General features: G+C 72.3%; 11 protein-coding genes. 9 read left to right on the forward strand and 2 right to left on the reverse strand.

The features are described 5' to 3' along the window. Positions 1-55: 55 nt before the first annotated feature. Both smc and WH85_RS09580 read left to right on the forward strand, forming a co-directional pair. Positions 56-3,634 (forward strand): chromosome segregation protein SMC, encoded by a 3,579-nt coding sequence (gene smc, locus WH85_RS09575; protein WP_045741405.1) that lies wholly within the window; start codon positions 56-58, stop codon positions 3,632-3,634. Positions 3,635-3,642: 8 nt separating this feature from the next. Continuing rightward, the gene (locus WH85_RS09580; RefSeq protein ID WP_045741406.1) at positions 3,643-4,257 is read left to right on the forward strand and encodes an HAD family hydrolase; all 615 of its coding nucleotides are present in this window, start codon (positions 3,643-3,645) and stop codon (positions 4,255-4,257) included. A 1-nt stretch (position 4,258) separates the two neighbouring features. On the opposite strand, the gene WH85_RS09585 is transcribed toward WH85_RS09580, so the two are convergent. After that, a complete protein-coding gene (locus tag WH85_RS09585) occupies positions 4,259-4,717 on the reverse strand; it encodes a DinB family protein (RefSeq protein ID WP_083448909.1) in 459 nt (152 codons plus the stop codon). A 110-nt stretch (positions 4,718-4,827) separates the two neighbouring features. Then, positions 4,828-6,507, reverse strand: a complete 1,680-nt coding sequence (locus tag WH85_RS09590) for an alkaline phosphatase D family protein (protein ID WP_045741408.1) — start codon at positions 6,505-6,507, stop codon at positions 4,828-4,830. Positions 6,508-6,647: 140 nt separating this feature from the next. Here WH85_RS09590 and ftsY point away from each other — a divergent pair, with 140 nt between their 5' ends. From ftsY to WH85_RS09625, 7 genes are all read left to right on the forward strand, one after another. Further along, the gene (gene ftsY / locus WH85_RS09595) at positions 6,648-7,874 is read left to right on the forward strand and encodes a signal recognition particle-docking protein FtsY (RefSeq protein WP_045741409.1); all 1,227 of its coding nucleotides are present in this window, start codon (positions 6,648-6,650) and stop codon (positions 7,872-7,874) included. A gap of 64 nt (positions 7,875-7,938) precedes the next feature. Continuing rightward, positions 7,939-8,736, forward strand: coding sequence for an aminoglycoside phosphotransferase family protein (locus WH85_RS09600; RefSeq protein ID WP_045741410.1), 798 nt, complete (start codon positions 7,939-7,941; stop codon positions 8,734-8,736). 187 nt (positions 8,737-8,923) lie between these two features. Next, positions 8,924-10,294 (forward strand): ammonium transporter, encoded by a 1,371-nt coding sequence (locus tag WH85_RS09605; protein WP_045741535.1) that lies wholly within the window; start codon positions 8,924-8,926, stop codon positions 10,292-10,294. A 33-nt stretch (positions 10,295-10,327) separates the two neighbouring features. Then, positions 10,328-10,666 carry a P-II family nitrogen regulator gene (locus WH85_RS09610; RefSeq protein ID WP_045741536.1) on the forward strand — a complete coding sequence of 113 codons (339 nt, stop codon included), beginning with the start codon at positions 10,328-10,330 and terminating at the stop codon, positions 10,664-10,666. Between the two features lie 5 nt (positions 10,667-10,671). After that, positions 10,672-12,939, forward strand: coding sequence for a [protein-PII] uridylyltransferase (locus WH85_RS09615; protein WP_083448902.1), 2,268 nt, complete (start codon positions 10,672-10,674; stop codon positions 12,937-12,939). A gap of 63 nt (positions 12,940-13,002) precedes the next feature. Further along, the gene (locus WH85_RS09620; protein WP_045741411.1) at positions 13,003-15,462 is read left to right on the forward strand and encodes a glycosyltransferase family 2 protein; all 2,460 of its coding nucleotides are present in this window, start codon (positions 13,003-13,005) and stop codon (positions 15,460-15,462) included. Positions 15,463-15,517: 55 nt separating this feature from the next. Further along, the gene (locus tag WH85_RS09625) at positions 15,518-16,564 is read left to right on the forward strand and encodes an O-methyltransferase (protein WP_045741412.1); all 1,047 of its coding nucleotides are present in this window, start codon (positions 15,518-15,520) and stop codon (positions 16,562-16,564) included. The last annotated feature ends 17 nt before the right edge of the window (positions 16,565-16,581 follow it).

Below are 16,581 nucleotides of genomic sequence, written 5' to 3' on the forward strand. Positions count from 1 at the left end.
CGTTTCCCTGCGGGTAGCCTGCCACCAGCAGAGTTCCGCCGACCCCCGGAGATCCGTGCATCTCAAGAGCCTGACGGTGAAGGGTTTCAAGTCCTTCGCGTCCGCCACCACGTTGCGGCTGGAGCCGGGCATCACCTGCGTGGTGGGCCCGAACGGCTCCGGCAAGTCCAACGTCGTCGACGCCATCGCCTGGGTGCTGGGCGAACAGGGCGCGAAGGCGTTGCGGGGCGGGAAGATGGAGGACGTCATCTTCGCCGGCACCGCCGGCCGCGCGCCGCTGGGCCGCGCCGAGGTGACCCTGACCATCGACAACAAGGACGGCGCCCTCCCGATCGAGTACACCGAGGTCTCGATCACCCGCCGGATGTTCCGCGACGGCGCCAGCGAATACGAGATCAACGGCAACACCTGCCGGCTGCTCGACATCCAGGAGCTGCTCAGCGACTCCGGCATCGGCCGTGAGATGCACATCATCGTCGGCCAGGGCCGGCTGGACGCGATGCTGCACGCCAAACCGGAGGACCGCCGCTCCTTCATCGAGGAGGCGGCCGGCGTCCTCAAGCACCGCAAACGCAAAGAGAAGGCGGTCCGCAAGCTCGACGCGATGCAGGTCAACCTGAACCGGCTCGGTGACCTCACCCACGAGCTGCGGCGTCAACTCAAACCGCTCGGCAAGCAGGCCGAGGTGGCCCGCCGCGCGGCCGGCATCCAGGCCGACCTGCGCGACGCCCGGCTCCGGCTGCTCGCCGACGACCTCTTCACGCTGCGCGGCACCCTGGACAAGGAGATCGCCGACGAGTCGGCGATGCGGGAGCGCCGCCAGCAGGTCGAGGAGGAGAACCGCGAGGTCCAGCGCTGGCTGGCCGACCTGGAGGCGGCCCACGCCGAGGACGCGCCACTGCTGCAGGCCGCCCAGGACACCTGGTACAAACTGTCCGCCCTGCAGGAGCGGTTCCGCTCCACCGAGCAGCTGGCCACCGAGCGCCTGCGGCATCTCGCGGCCACCCCCGACGACGAGCGGCCCGGCCGCGACCCGGAGATGCTCGAAGCCGAGGCCGAGCGGATCCGCGAGCAGGAGGAGGAGCTGCGCGAGGCCCTCACCGACGACCAGATGCGCCTGGCCGAAGCGGTGGAGTACCGCCAGGACCTGGAACGCCAGCTGGCCGCGGCCGAGGGCGCGCTGCGGACGGCCGCCAAGGCGATCGCCGACCGTCGTGAGGGCCTGGCCAAGCTGACCGGCAACGTGAACGCGGCCCGGGCCCGCACCACCAGCGCCGACGAGGAGATCGAACGGCTCGCCGCGGCGCACACCGACGCCCTGATGCGGGCCGAGGCGGCACAGGCCGAGGTCGACCTGGTGGCCGACGAGACGTCCGAGGCCGACCGGGACAACGCCGACCTGGACGCCCGGCACGACGAGGCGGTCGCCGCGCACGACCGGGCCGCCGCGGTGGTCCGGGAGCTCTCCGACGCGGAACGCGCCGCGGAGAAGGACGCCGCGAGCTGGAAGGCACGCGAGGAGGCGCTGGCGCTCGGCCTCAAACGCAAGGACGGCGCCGGGGCCCTGCTCGCCCGGGCGGGTCAGGTGCCCGGACTGCTCGGCAGCCTGGCCTCACTGCTGACGGTACGACCGGGGCACGAGGTCGCCCTGGCGGCGGCGCTCGGCGGTCTCGCGGACGGTGTGGCGCTCTCCGGCGTCGACGAGGCGATCGAAGCCGTGCGTACCCTCAAGATCTCTGATGCCGGCCGCGCCGAGCTGGTAATCGCCGCCCCGGCCGGACCGGGCATGCAGGGCCCGCTCGCGACGCTGCGCCCGGAGCTGCCCGAGGGCGCCGTCTGGGCGCCCGAGGTGGTCGACTGCCCCGAGCAGATCCGTCCGGCGCTGCTGCGCGCACTGCGCGACGTGGTGCTGGTCCCGGACCTGACCGCCGCCGCGGCGCTGATCGCCGCCAACGGCGAGCTGCGCGCGGTCACCCCGGAGGGCGACGTGCTGGGCACGTTCGCGGCGGCCGGCGGTTCGGCGAAGGCCACCAGCTACATCGAGGTGCAGGCAGCGGTCGACGAGGCCAAGGCCAAGCGGGCCGCCGCCGAACAGGCGATCGCCGAACTCAAGGAGCAACTCGGCGCGGCCCGGGCCGAGGTGGCCGAGCTCAAACAGGCCGTCACGGTCGCCGCGCAGGCCAAACGGGCCGCCGAGGGCGAACGCAACGCCGCCGCCCGCCGGCTCGCCGAGCTGGGTGCCGCCGCCCGGTCGGCCAAGGCGGAGAGCGAACGTCTCGGCGCCTCCCGGCAGAAGGCCGAGGCCGCCCGGGAAGCCGACCTGATCCGGGTCGCCGAGCTGGAGGAACGGCTGCGGCTGGCCGAGGACACCCCGATCGACGAGGAACCCTCCACCGAGGAACGCGACCAGCTCGCCGCCACCGTCCCGCAGTCCCGGCAGAACGAGATGGAGGTCCGGCTCGCGGTGCGTACCGCCGAGGAGCGGGTCTCCTCGATCGCCGGCCGCGCCGATTCGCTGCTGCGCCAGGCCACCGCGGAACGCCAGGCCCGGGAACGTGCCGCCGCCCGCCGGGCCGCCCGGGCCCGGGGCGCCGAGATCGCCCGCGCGGTCGCCCTCGGCGCGTCCGCCGCCCTGGAACACGTCGCCGTCTCGCTGGCCGCCGCGGTCGAGCACCGCGACGAACTGGCCCAGGCCCGCACCAGCCGTGAAGCCGAGCTGCAGGAGGTCCGGGCCACCGCCAAGCGCCTGGTCGCCGAGCTCGAACGGCTGACCAGCGAGGTGCACCGCGACGAGATGGCCCGCGCCGAGCAGCGGATGCGCATCGAGCAGCTGGAGGCCAAGGCCGCCGAGGACTTCTCCCTCGACGTCGAGACCCTGATCAACGAGTACGGCCCGGAGCAGCCGGTGCCGCCGACCCAGGCCGACGTCGCGGCGGCCGAGAAGGACGGCAAACCGGTTCCCGATCCGGTGCCGTTCCACCGGCCCACCCAGGAGAAGCGGGCCAACAAGGCGGAACGTGACCTGACCCTGCTCGGCAAGGTCAACCCGCTGGCGCTCGAGGAGTTCGCGGCGTTGGAGGAGCGCTACAAGTTCCTCAGCGACCAGCTGGAGGACCTCAAGGCCACCCGCAAGGACCTGCTCACCGTGGTCAAGGACGTCGACGACCGGATCCTCGAGGTCTTCGCGTCGGCGTTCGAGGACACCGCCCGCGAGTTCCAGCAGGTCTTCCAGGTGCTGTTCCCGGGTGGTGAGGGCCGGTTGATCCTGACCGACCCCGACGACATGCTCACCACCGGCGTCGAGGTCGAGGCCCGCCCGCCGGGCAAGAAGATCAAGCGGCTGTCGCTGCTCTCCGGCGGCGAGCGTTCGCTGACCGCGGTCGCCATGCTCTGCGCCATCTTCCGGGCCCGTCCCTCGCCCTTCTACATCATGGACGAGGTCGAGGCGGCCCTCGACGATGTCAACCTGGGCCGGTTGATTACCCTTTTCCAGCAGTTGAGGGAGAAGAGTCAGCTGCTCATCATCACGCACCAGAAGCGGACGATGGAGGTTGCGGACGCCCTCTACGGCGTCACGATGCGCGCCGGCGTCACCCAGGTGATCAGCCAGCGCCTCAACCGCGAAGAGGAGTAAGACAGCTTATGCGCGACCGCGCCCGGGCCTTGATGATCGACCTGGACGGTGTGCTGCGCCGCTGGGACCCGGCCCCGATGATCGCCGTCGAGATCGAGTACGGGCTCAAGCCCGCCTCGCTGCTCGAGACGTCGATGTCGTGGGACATCTACCGGCCGGCGATGGCCGGTGAGATCACCGACGCCGAGTGGATGAAACTGGTGGCCGACCGGCTGCCGCTGGACGAGGCGGCCTCGACCGCGGCCGTGGCGGCCTGGCAGGCGTACCGCGGCGAGGTGGACCCGGAGGCGCTGGCCTTCGTGCGCGAGGTGCGGGCCGCCGGGCGGCCGGTCGCCCTGGCCACCAACGCCACCGACCGGCTGCGCGGCGACCTCGACGACCTCGGCCTGACCGGCGAGGTCGACCTGGTGCTCAGCTCCTGGGAGCTCAAGGTGCACAAGCCGGCCCCGGAGTACTTCGAGAAGGCCTGCGAGCAGCTCGGCCAGCTGCCCAAGCACGTGCTGGTGGTGGACGACGACGACCGCGTGGTCGCCGGAGCCCGGTCGGCGAAGATGTCCGGTTATCGCTGGACCGGGCCGGAACACGTGCCGTACCTGCGTAAGGTCCTCGACCTGCCGGCCTGACTCAGTCCCCGGTCACGCCGTCGATGCGTTCGCGCAGCAGGTCGGCGTGACCGTTGTGCCGGGCGTACTCCTCGATCATGTGCAGGTAGACCCAGCGCACGCTCATCGTCTTGCCCCGGGGGTTGATGAACTCGGCCTCCAGCGGCAGGCCGGCCACCGCGGCGTCGGCCAGCGGCAGCTCCGCCAGGAAGGCGGCGTGATCCGCGGCGGCGTCGGCGGTCGCCACGTTCTCGAAGTCGGCGTCCGGCTGCTCCGGGGTGCCGTAGAGGTCCGGCAGGTCCGGGTTGTCGGCCGCGCGCTGGCGGAACCAGGCCCGCTCGACGTCGGTCATGTGCCGGAGCAGGCCGAGCAGGGTCAGGTTCGACGGCTCGACGGCGGCGGTCCGCAGCTGCTCGGCGGTGAGGCCGGCGCACTTGCCGACCAGGGTCTGCCGGTGCCAGTCCAGCCAGCCCTGGAGCATGGCGCGCTCGTCGCCGGTCAGCGGTTCATCGACACGGTGCGCCTCGGGCGCGGTCCAGGAAGTCACAACTCGACATCCTGGACCAGCGCCGCGGGTGCCCGCCACCGGTTTCAGGGGTGGTACGAGACGGCCGCCACGTCGAACAGGTCACCGTCGGTGCTGGTGCCCTCGATCCGGGCGGTGGCCTTGACGCCGTCCAGGGTCAGGGTGCCGACCGCGTTGCCGAAGTACGGGCCGGCCCGCCGCTTCCAGCGGATCGCCGGTTTGCGGACACCGGCCGCCTTGGACAGTCCGCGGACCATCCGGGCCACCGCCCGGGACCAGGCGACCCGCATCAGCGGGCGCATCGGGGCCGGGACCGCGTTGTGGATCGGCGAGCACGTCAACTGGTAGACCGGGGTGGCCATGGCGTGCCCGAAGTCGGCGCGGGCCACGTACGAGTGGTGCACGTCGCCGGAGAGCACGCTGATCGAGGCCGGGGCCGCGTACGCCCCACCGGCGCCGACCCGGTGTCCCGGTGCGTCCGGCCCGCCCTCGCCGAGCCGCCGGAACAGTTCGCCCAGCGCGTCGAAGGACTTGCCGAACGCCGCCCAGTGCTCCAGGTCGAAGGCCCGGCGTACCTGCTCGCCGAAGGCCGCGGTCCGGGTGTCGGGCGACTCGGCGATCCGCTCGTTCCACGCCTCCAGGTGGTGGATGGCGGGCGGCATCAGCCAGGGCAGCGACGAGCCGACCACCAGGTGGTCGTAGTCGCCGTGTGCCCGGTCCAGGAACCAGGACCACTCGCTGGCCGGCAGCATGGCCCGTGCGCCCGGTGTGAGTACCCGGTTGCAGCGGTTGTCCAGCACCACCAGCCGGGTGCGGCCGATGTCCAGGGCGAAGCTCCACTGGTACGGCTGGTCGAGGTTCTCCGCCGACTCGGGCTCGTCGACGGTCAGCCCGAAGTCGTGCATCAGGTCGGTGGCGTCGTCGACCGAGGTCACCTTCTGGAAGAGGGGGTCGGCGGCCAGCTCGTCCGGGCTGAGGTTGCCGATGTGCTGGTAGATCCAGTAGGAGGCGAGCCCGGCCGAGATCCGTTCCCGCCACCAGGGCTGCCGGGAGATGTCGGCGCGCCAGGAGGCCGAGGTGTTCCAGTCGTCGATGATCTCGTGATCGTCGAAGATCATCACGCTGGGGACGGTGGAGAGCAGCCAGCGGACCTCCGGGTCACGCCAGGACTCCAGATAGAGCTTCGTGTACTCCTCGAAGGAGACGACCTGGTCCTCGGGGCCGTGGTGCTCACCACCCCGGCGACGGCGCAGATATCTGCGGACCTGGGCCGAGGTCTCGTCCGCGTACACCTGGTCGCCGAGCAGGACGATCTGGTCGGGCCGGGCCTGCGGATCGGCCATCAGCCGCCGGGCGTACGCGTCCAGCGCGTCCGGCGGCAGCTTCTTGCGCGACGACTGCGGCGTCGCCTCGCGGCAGGAGCCGAAGAGCAGGCTCACCGGCTGATCGTGGTCGTCGGCCTGCCGGGTCCGGAGCACCGGTGCCGGGTACGGCGACTCCTCCTCGGGCCACACCACACGATCGTCCAGGAACACCCGATAGGGGTGCGCCGAGTCCGGGGTCAGGCCGGCCACGACGACGAGCGCGTAGTGGTGCCCGTACGCCGAGAAGGTGTCGGCGGAGCCGGCGCCGCCGCCCTCCACCTCGACCCGCACCCGTGCCGGCGCGCTGGTCTCCAGCCAGAGGGTGGCGCGCACGTCGACGACACGGCGCAGCACAGGGCCGATGAGTAGACGGGCGCTCACCGGAGCGGTCGGGGGGTGTGACGCATGGGAGAGCCTCCACGCTGGTTGTCGGGGGTGTCCCATCCTCTGTTACCCAGGGGCGGCACCGCCAGTGCGTGGCCTCCGCCACGGCCGCACGGCTCATCTGTCAGGATTCGGGAATGGAATACGTGGTCGCCGCAGTGATCCTGCTCGTGGTCCTGGTCGTCGGCGCGGTCGGGCTGGTGGTCCCGAAGATGCGCCGCAAGGAGATCCCGCCGCCCGCCGGGGGATCGACCACGACGTTGGAGCGCCCGCCCGCGGAGCCGCCCACGACCACGCCCGTGGTCCCGCCCACCGACGAGCTGCCGCCGCTGATCGAGCGCCCGGCCACGCCGCCGGTCGTCGTCGAGCCCGAGCCCACTCCGGTGGTCGTCGAGCCGGAGCCCGCACCCGAGACGGCTCCCGAGCTGGAGAAGCCGGCACCGACCGCGGGCCGCCTGGTCCGGCTGCGCGCCCGTCTGGCCCGCTCGAACGCGCTGGGCCGGGGCCTGCTCAGCGTCCTCTCCCGGGACCACCTGGAGGAGGACGACTGGGAGGAGATCGAGGACAGCCTGATCACCGCCGACGTCGGGGTCGAGGCCACCCAGGTGCTGGTCGAGCGGCTGCGTGAGCGGGTCCGGATCCTCGGCACCCGGACCGTCTCCGAGGTGCGGGCGCAGCTCGCCGAGGAGCTGGTCGCGGCACTCGAGCCGGACATGGACCGCAGCCTGAAGACCCAGCCGCACGAGGGCCGCCCGGCCGTCGTGATGGTGGTCGGTGTCAACGGCGCCGGCAAGACCACCACCTGCGGCAAGATCGGCCGGGTGCTGATCGCCGACGGGCGCAGCGTGCTGTTCGGTGCGGCCGACACGTTCCGGGCCGCGGCCGCGGAGCAGCTGAGCACCTGGGGCGAGCGGGTCGGTGCGGAGACGGTCCGCGGCCCGGAGGGCGGCGACCCGGCCAGTGTGGCCTTCGACGCGGTGAAGCGCGGTATCGAGACCTCGGTGGACACCGTCCTGATCGACACGGCCGGCCGCCTGCAGAACAAGGTCGGCCTGATGGACGAGCTCGGCAAGGTCAAGCGGGTGGTGGAGAAGCACGGTCCGGTCGACGAGACGCTCCTCGTGCTCGATGCCACGACCGGGCAGAACGGTCTGGAGCAGGCCCGGGTGTTCACCGAGGTGGTGGATGTCACGGGAGTGGTGCTGACGAAGCTCGACGGGACCGCGAAGGGCGGCATCGTCATCGCTGTGCAGCGCAAGCTGGGGATTCCGGTCAAGCTCGTCGGTCTCGGAGAGGGACCGGACGATCTCGCTCCGTTCGAACCGGCCGCGTTCGTCGAAGCCCTTCTCGACGGTGACGCGTAGGCTCGTTCACGTCGTGGTTACACAAGCCACGACGAAACACTCGTCGGATGCCGGGAGGGCGTGAGTGACGCAGGAGCCGGTGCGCGAGATCCCGCTGCACGGTGGCAACGTCAGCACGGTGTCCAAGATCGGTGACACGGTCCGGCGCAACGCCGGACCGTGGACACCCGCGGTCCACGCGCTGCTCAACCATCTGGAGCGGGTCGGATTCACCGGGTCGCCGCACGCGTACGGGATGGATGAGAAGGGCCGTGAGGTCCTCTCCTACCTGGACGGCGAGTGCGGCGAGTATCCGTTGGCGCCACACTGGGTGACCGAGGAGGCGCTGGTCACCGTCGGCACGATGCTGCGGATGTTCCACGACGCCCAGTACGGTTTCGTGCCCCCGCCGGGTGCGGTCTGGCGTTCGCTCGGGCCGCCGCCGCCGGACACCGAGGTGATCTGTCACCACGACGCCGCGCCGCACAACGTCGTCTGGCGGCCGGACGGCACCCTGTCCCTGATCGATTTCGACCTCGCTTCGCCGGGCTCACGGCTCTACGACGTGGCGTACGCGGCGTGGACCTGGGTGCCGCTCTTCAGTGACCGCGACTCCTACACCCTGGGGTGGAAGCGGCCGAACCGTCCGCGGCGGCTGCGGCTGTTCGCCGACGCCTACGGGTTGATCCCCCGGGACCGGCACCGCCTGGTGCGGACGATCCGTAAGAGGATCGTCGACCACGTGGAAGGCATCCGGCGGATGGCCGCGGCCGGCGACCCGGCGTTCGTCCGGATCGTGCACAAGGGCCATCTGCGCCGCCCGATGCGGGACCTTCGGTTGCTCGATTACGAGCGGCACACCCTTGAATACGCCCTTCGGTAGGTTTGGACCTGCCCGAACGGACTACTGTGAGGCTTTCTTCACACGTCGGAAACACGCCGTCACTTGCCGGTAATCGGCTCGCGACGGTGCGCGAAACAGGGGACCGGAAAGCTTCCGCAGCATCCGGCCAGGGGGCGCTGACGCCATGCTGAGCCGGGAAGGAGGGTTCCGACTCAAGGAGGCCAGCGTGCCTGAACCGACGATCGATACTGGCAACACCGCCTGGCTGCTCATCTCCAGCGCGATCGTTCTGCTGATGACCCCTGGACTGGCGCTGTTCTACGGCGGCCTCAACCGGTCCAAGGGTGTTTTGAACATGATCATGATGAGCTTCAGTGCGATGGGGCTCATCTCCGTACTTTGGTTCTTCTACGGCTTCTCCCTGGCCTTCGGCTCGGACGTCGGCCACGTCATCGGCAACATCGGTGATTATCTGGGCACCAAGACCTTCCTCGGCGCGGGCGACCTGTGGGGCGCCAGCGACGAGAACCCGAGCGGCACCGGCATCCCGCTGTACGTCTTCATGGCGTTCCAGATGATGTTCGCGATCATCACCGTCGCCCTGATCAGCGGCGCGATCAGCGACCGCGCCAAGTTCGGCGGCTGGCTGGTCTTCGCCGGAGCCTGGGCCACCCTGGTCTACTTCCCGGTCGCCCACTGGGTCTGGGGCGGTGGCTTCATCTTCGACCTCGGCGCGCTGGACTTCGCCGGTGGTACCGCGGTCCACATCAATGCCGGCGCCGCGGCACTGGCCCTGGCCATCGTGCTCGGCAAGCGGGCCGGCTGGCCGCGTGAGGCGATGAAGCCGCACAACGTGCCGTTCGTCGCCCTCGGTGCCGGTCTGCTCTGGTTCGGCTGGTTCGGCTTCAACGCCGGCTCCGAGCTCACCGCCGACGCCGTCACCGGTCTGGCCTTCATCAACACCCAGCTCGCCACCGCCGCCGCGGTCCTCGGCTGGCTGATCGTCGAGAAGATCCGCGACGGCAAGCCCACCCTGGTCGGCGCCTCCTCCGGTGCGATCGCCGGTCTGGTCGCCATCACCCCGGCCTGTGCCTTCGTCGCCCCCTGGGCGGCCACCCTGCTCGGCCTCGTCGCCGGTCTGGTCTGTGCCCTGGCGATCAGCCTGAAGTACAAGCTCGGCATCGACGACTCGCTCGACGTGGTCGGCGTGCACTTCGTCGGCGGCTGGATCGGCTGCCTCTGGATCGGCCTCTTCGGCACCAGCGACGTCAACGCCCTGGTCTCCAACGAGGGCCTGTTCTACGGCGGCGGCGTCACCCAGCTGGGCATCCAGGCTCTCAGCGCCCTGATCGTCACGGTCTACTCCTTCGTGGTCGCCTTCATCCTGGGCTTCGTGATCAACAAGACCATCGGCTTCCGCCTCTCCAAGGAGGAAGAGGTCGACGGCATCGACCTGGCCGAGCACGCCGAGAGCGCGTACGACCTGTCGCCCTCCGGTGGCAGCGGTTCCGGTGGAGCGTTCGCGATGGCCGGCATCAAGCCGGGCGTCACGCCGCCGGCCGAGGATGCTCCGGTGACGGAGAAGGTTTCCGGTTAAGTTCTGATGGCTGCTCCGATGGAAGGACTGAGCATGAAGCTGGTGACCGCAGTCATCAAGCCCTACCAGCTCGATGCGGTGAAGGAGGCTCTGCACGCCCTGGGCGTCGCCGGTCTCACCGTGAGCGAGGTGCAGGGTTACGGCCGGCAGAAGGGCCACACCGAGGTGTACCGGGGTGCCGAGTACACGGTCGAGTTCCTGCCGAAGATCAAGGTCGAGGTGCTGACCGACGAGATCGACGTCGAGAAGATCGTGGACGCGGTGGTCTCCGCCTCGCGGACCGGCAAGATCGGCGACGGCAAGGTCTGGGTGACGTCGGTCGACGACGTCGTCCGGGTCCGGACCGGCGAACGCGGCCTCGACGCGCTCTGACCGACATGACCAACCCGTTGAGTGAGCCGCCGGCGCCACCGGCCCGCCCGAGTGCCGGCGGCTCCCTCGACAAACTGCGTGCACACATCGGCGCCGCCGCCCGCGACCAGCGGGCGGCGGCGCTCGACGTATGGCTGGGCGAACTCTTCCCGTCCCACCTGCCCGGCGTCAGCCTGATCGCGGTCGGCGGCCTGGGACGCCGCGACTGCGCGCCGTACAGCGATCTCGACCTGGTCCTGCTGCACCGCGGCACGGCCGGGATCGACCGGATCGCGTCGGCCCTGTGGTACCCGATCTGGGACGCCCGCCTCGGGCTGGACCACTCGGTGCGTACCGTCCCCGAAGCGCTCTCCGTCGCGCACGACGACGTGAAGGTCGCCCTCGGCCTGCTCGACGCCCGGCACCTGGCCGGCGACCCGGCACTCTCCGCCGAACTGATCGCCGCGGCCGGCGACCAGTGGCGGCGCACCGCGATGCGGTTGATGCCGCCGCTGCGCGAGGTCACCGCCACCCGCTGGAGCAGCCACGGCGAGCTGGCCTTCCTGCTCGAGGGCGACCTCAAGGAGGCATCCGGCGGGCTGCGCGACGTCACCCTGCTGCGGGGCATCAGCCGGGCCGGCGTCGCCGACCTGCGGCCCGCCGTCCGGGCCGCCGGCCTGCGCCTGCTGGACACCCGTGACGCCCTGCACCTCGCCGTCGGCCGCCGGGTGGACCGGCTGGTCGCGCAGGAACGGGCCGCCGTCGCGGAACTGCTCGAGATCGAGGACCCGGACACGCTGCTGCGGCGGGTGTCGAGTGATGCCCGTACCGTCGCGCACGCCGTCGACGACGCCTGGCGTGCCATCGACCGCCTGCGCGGTGGACGCCGCCGGGGCGGACCGCCCGCGCAGCCGCACCGCCGGCCGGTCGCCCGGGACGTGGTGGAGCAGGACGGCGAGCTGGTGCTGGCCCGCACCGCGATCGGCCCGGTCCCGGACCCCAGCCTCTCGTTGCGGGTGGCCGCCGCGGCCGCCGCCGCCCAACTGCCCATCGCCCGGGCCACCTGCGAGTGGCTGGCCGCCTTCTGCCCGCCGCTGCCCACACCGTGGCCGGACACGGCCCGCGCGGCGCTGGTCACCCTGCTGGGCTCCGGTCCGGGTCTGCTGCCCGCCTGGGAGACCTGCGACCGGTACGGCCTGATCGACGCCTGGCTGCCCGAGTGGGCCCGGATGCGCAGCCTGCCGCAGCACCACCCGATCCACCGGTACACCCTGGACCGGCACCTGGTGCAGGCCGCCTACGAGGCCACCCGGTTCACCCGCGAGGTGGACCGCCCCGACCTGCTGCTGATCGGCGCGTTCCTGCACGACGTCGGCAAGGGCCTGCCGGGTGACCACAGTGTGGTCGGCGCGCCGATCGCCGCCGAGATCGCCGGACGGATCGGTCTGCCCGCGCCGGACGTGGCGACCATCGAGAAGATGGTCCGCCTGCACCTGCTGCTGCCGGACGTGGCCGCCCGCCGCGACCTGAGCGACCCCAAGACCATCTCCACGGTGGCCGCCGCGGTCGGCGAGCCGGCCACCCTCGACCTGCTGCACGCGCTGGCCCGGGCCGACTCGCACGCCACCGGGCCGGCCGCCTGGTCGGACTGGAAGAGCCGGCTGCTCGCCGAACTTGTCCGGCGGGTGCACACCGCGCTGGACACCGGAGCGCTGCCCGAACCGCCGGCACCGGACCCGGAACTGCTCGCCGGCGACCTGCCGGCCGTGCACCTGGACGGGGACCGGGTGGCGGTCGCCGCCGCCGACCGCCGCGGCCTGCTCGCCGCGGTGGCCGCCTGCCTCGCCATGCACCGGCTGGACGTGATCGGCGCGAACACCATCACCGTCGACAACCGGGCCATCGTCGAGTTCTACACCTCGCCGCGGTACGGCTCGCCGTACGAGCCGGTCTCACTCGCCGCGGACCTGCGCCGGGTGGCCGGCGGCGACGTGTCGGTGACGCAGCGGGTCCGGGCCCGGGCGATGAGCGCCCGCGGCGGCACCGCCTCGCCCCGGGTGGTCTGGCAGCGCGACGTGGCCACCGACGCGGTGGTGCTGGAACTGCGCGCCGCCGACTCACCCGGACTGCTCTACCGCGTGACCAACGCCATCGACGAAGCCGGCGGTGAGATCCGCGCCGCCCGCATCTCCACCCTCGGTGGTGACGTCGTCGACGCCTTCTACCTGGTCGGGGCCTGGTCCGACGAGACCACCCGGGAACGGATGGAGGCCGCGGTCCTGGCCGCCGTCTGAGCGTCACCCCGAGCCGCGCCCGGCGTTGAGCTGATCGACATTTCGGGTACGGACGGAGAGTCGATGGCCGAGGCGCAGCCTGTTGCGTTGCTGGACGATCACGTCACGCTGGCCGGCGCCGGGGCGGAACTCTCGCTGCCGAACGCCGCGATGCGCAACCGCTCGGTGGCCGCCCGCCAGGTGCTGGCCCGGGCGGGCGTGGGCGCCGGCGTGACACTGGACGAACTACTCACCGCGGCGCGGGACGGTGACGCCCGGCGCCTGCGCCGGTTGCGCCGCCGTGCCCGGCCGGACCTGCTGGCCGGGCTGGCGCAGACCATCGCCCTGCAGGAGGAGCTGCCCACCGACCGGGGGGACGCGCTCGCCCTGTACGAGCTGATCCGCACGGCACTCGGCGCCGCCGCTCTGCCGCCGGCCCATCAGGCGCTGCACGCCCAGCTGGCGTACGCCTGGCAGGGCCCGGACCGGGCGAGGGCGCTGCTCCGGGCGTACCGGCGGATGCCGCGGGCGGCCCGGGAGACGCTGGAGATCGATCTGGCGAACCCGTACGCCGGTGGATCCGCCCCGGAGGAGACCTGGCTGGCCCGGTTCGGCGCGCTCTTCCCGTCGCCCCGCCCGGCTCTGACCGCCGGGTCGGAGCTGCCGCCGTTCGACCGGTTGACCGCGATGGTGGACATCCCGGTCGAGCCGACCGGTCCGCGGGTGTCGGTGGTGGTGACCGCGTACCGTCCCGGTCCCGGTCTGCTCACCGCGGTCCGGTCGGTCCTGGCGCAGTCGTGGCGCAACCTCGAAGTGATCGTGGTGGACGACGCCTCACCGCCGGAGCACGACGAGGTGCTCGCCGAGGCGGAGTCGCTGGACGGCCGGGTCCGCCTGCTGCGCCTGCCCGCCAACGCCGGCACGTACGCGGCCCGCAACGCCGGTGTCGAGGCCGCCCGCGGCGAGTTCGTCACCTTCCAGGACTCCGACGACTGGTCGCATCCCCGGCGGATCGAGTTGCAGCTCGCCCCGCTGCTGGCCGACCAAGCGGTGGTCGCGAGCACCTCCGAGGGCATCAGCGTCACCGACCAGCTGGTGATGACCCGTCCCGGCATCCGCCGGCTGCGCGTCAACGTCTCGTCGCTGCTGTTCCGCCGGGAACCGGTGACCTTCCGGATCGGCTGGTTCGACCACGTCCGCAAGGCCGCCGACTCGGAGTTCGCCGAGCGGATCGAGAAGACCTTCGGGCCGGGGTCGGTGGCCCGGGTGGCCCGTCCGCTGGCCCTGATCCGGCTCTCCGAGGGCTCGCTGTCGCGGGCCGAGATCCGGGCGTACTGGATGCATCCGGCGCGGACCGCGTACATGTCGGCGTACCGCTGCTGGCACGCCTCCGGGGTGCCGCTGCGCCAGGAGCGCGGCGGCCCGGACCGGGCGTTCGTGGCGCCGGCCCACCTCACCGGCGGCGCCCCCGCGCGCCGCTACGACGTGGTGGTGGCCGCCGACTGGCGGTTCCTGGCCGGTGTCCAGCGGGCCGCGCTGGCCGAGGTCCGGGCGTTGCGCCGGGCCGGGTTGTCGGTGGCGATCCTGCACCTGGAGTCGATGCGGTCGGTGCACCGGCTGCGCCGCTCGCTCAGCGGCACCGTCCAGCAGATGATCAATACCGGTCGGCTGGACCAGGTCCTGGAGACCGACGAGGTCGAGGCCGCGGTGCTGCTGGTCCGCCAGCCGGAGGTGCTGCAGTTCGCGCCGGAGGACGGCTGCCGGGTACGCCCGCGCCGGCTGCTGATCGTCGCCGACCGGGCGCCGGCCCGGCAGGACGGCAGCGACCGGCGGTACACGGTGCCGGCGGCCACCGACGCCGCGAAGCGCCTGTTCGGCGCGGAACCCCTCTGGTGCCCGCAGGACGCCGGGGTCCGCGCCACGTTGGAGGGTGCGGACCTGACGGAGTACGACCTGCCGGCCGTCGCCGAACTCCAGGACGTCGCGCGGCCGCTGCCCGATCCGGCCGCCCCGCCGGTGGCCGGCACCGACCTGTGCGACGCCGGTGAGTGGCCGCTCGACGTGGCCGCCGCGCTCACCGTCCCGCGGCGCTGCAAGGACGCGGACGTACGCCTGCGGCTGCCGGAGACCTCGGTCCGCCCGGCCGGGCTGCCCCGGTCCTGGCTGGTCTACGAGGCGTCCGACCTGGACCCGCGGACCTTCGTCGCGCAGCTCGACTTCTATCTGCACTTCCCACCGGAGCAGACCGCGGAACTGCTGTCCCGGCCGGCCCTGGAGGCGGCCGCCACCGGGTGCGTGGTGCTGGTCCCGGAACGTCTCGGGCCGGCGTTCGGCCCCGCCGCGGTGGCCTGCCGGCCGTCGGACGTACCCGCAGTGATCCGGCGTTTCCAGTCCGAACCCCGCCGGTACGCCGACCAGAGCCGCCGCGCCCGGTCGGCGATCGCCCGGGAACACCATCCGCAGGCTTTCGCCGAGCGGATCGGCGCCCTGGTCCGGGCCACCTCCGGCGCTCCGGCGCAGCGGGTGCCCGCCGACGGGGCGTAACGGTGGCGCGATCAGCAGCGTTACCGAGGGTGAATGTAGCGATGAGGAGTTCCCGATGAGCAACCTGTCCCGAATCGGCCGTCGGGTGACCCGCCGGCTGCCGCGCCTTTCCGGACGGCAGGTAGTGGCCCTGTTCGTGGTCGGCGCCCTGTGCGCGGGGGCCGCGGCGACCGCGCTCACCGGGTACGGCCGGGTGTCCGCGGCGCTCTTCGCCGCCCTGACCGGCGTGATCCTGTCCGCGCTGCTGATGCTCTTCCGCCGGTTGTCCCGGGTGCAGCGGGCCGGGGTGGCCGCGCAGAAGGACCTGCGGACGACGGTGGAGGAGATGCAGCGGCGCCTGGTCGCCGCGGTGGAGCGGGAACGCCTCACCGCCGGCGACCGGCACCTGGAGTTGGCCGAGGCGATCGCCCGGGTCAAGCAGGTCACCGACCGCAAGGCCGGTGCCGCGCAGCTGCTCACCCTGCCGCGTGAGCTGGAGGCGACCGTCCAGCTGTTCCAGGGCTTCGTGCCGCGGGCGCCGATGCCGTCCTCCGGCGACTACGCGCTGAACCCGACGGACCTGCTCGAGGTGCTGCACCTGATCCGGACCCGGCAACCGCGGCGGGTGCTCGAACTGGGCAGCGGCACGTCCACGGTGTGGATCGCGTACGCCCTGGAGAAGGCCGGCGGCCGGCTGATCTCGCTTGACCACGACGCGGAGTACGCGCGGCGGACCCGGGACGCTCTGGAGGCGCACGGTCTCAGCGGTGTCGCCGAGGTCCGCGACGCGCCGCTCACCCCGGTCCCGGTGGAGGGCCGCGAGTACCCCTGGTACGACCCGGAGGTCCTGTCCGACCTGACCGACGTGGACTTCGTGCTGATCGACGGCCCGCCCGCGGCGATCGGCGCGGACGCCCGCTACCCGGCCCTGTACGTGATCGAGAAGCGCCTGGCGGACCGGGCGACGATCGTCTTCGACGACGCCGGGCGCAAGGACGAACAGGCCGCGATGGCCGCCTGGACCCAGCGGTTCGAGGGCCTGACCCGGGAGGGCGAACTGCTCGGCCGGCACGCGGTGCTCTCCTTCGTCCGGCCGGCCGCAATGGCCGCCGCGCACGGCTGACCCGTTTCGCCGGCTGA

The sequence above is a fragment of the Actinoplanes rectilineatus genome (assembly GCF_000962825.1).
Taxonomy (GTDB): domain Bacteria; phylum Actinomycetota; class Actinomycetes; order Mycobacteriales; family Micromonosporaceae; genus Actinoplanes; species Actinoplanes rectilineatus.

Bases quoted from the DNA above. Each gene is read 5' to 3' on its own strand.
- WH85_RS09580 (WP_045741406.1), top strand. From the start codon at position 3,643: ATGCGCGACCGCGCCCGGGCCTTGATGATCGACCTGGACGGTGTGCTG.
- WH85_RS09585 (WP_083448909.1), bottom strand. From the start codon at position 4,717: ATGCTCCAGGGCTGGCTGGACTGGCACCGGCAGACCCTGGTCGGCAAG.
- ftsY (WP_045741409.1), top strand. From the start codon at position 6,648: ATGGAATACGTGGTCGCCGCAGTGATCCTGCTCGTGGTCCTGGTCGTC.
- WH85_RS09610 (WP_045741536.1), top strand. From the start codon at position 10,328: ATGAAGCTGGTGACCGCAGTCATCAAGCCCTACCAGCTCGATGCGGTG.
- WH85_RS09615 (WP_083448902.1), top strand. From the start codon at position 10,672: ATGACCAACCCGTTGAGTGAGCCGCCGGCGCCACCGGCCCGCCCGAGT.
- WH85_RS09620 (WP_045741411.1), top strand. From the start codon at position 13,003: ATGGCCGAGGCGCAGCCTGTTGCGTTGCTGGACGATCACGTCACGCTG.
- WH85_RS09625 (WP_045741412.1), top strand. From the start codon at position 15,518: ATGAGCAACCTGTCCCGAATCGGCCGTCGGGTGACCCGCCGGCTGCCG.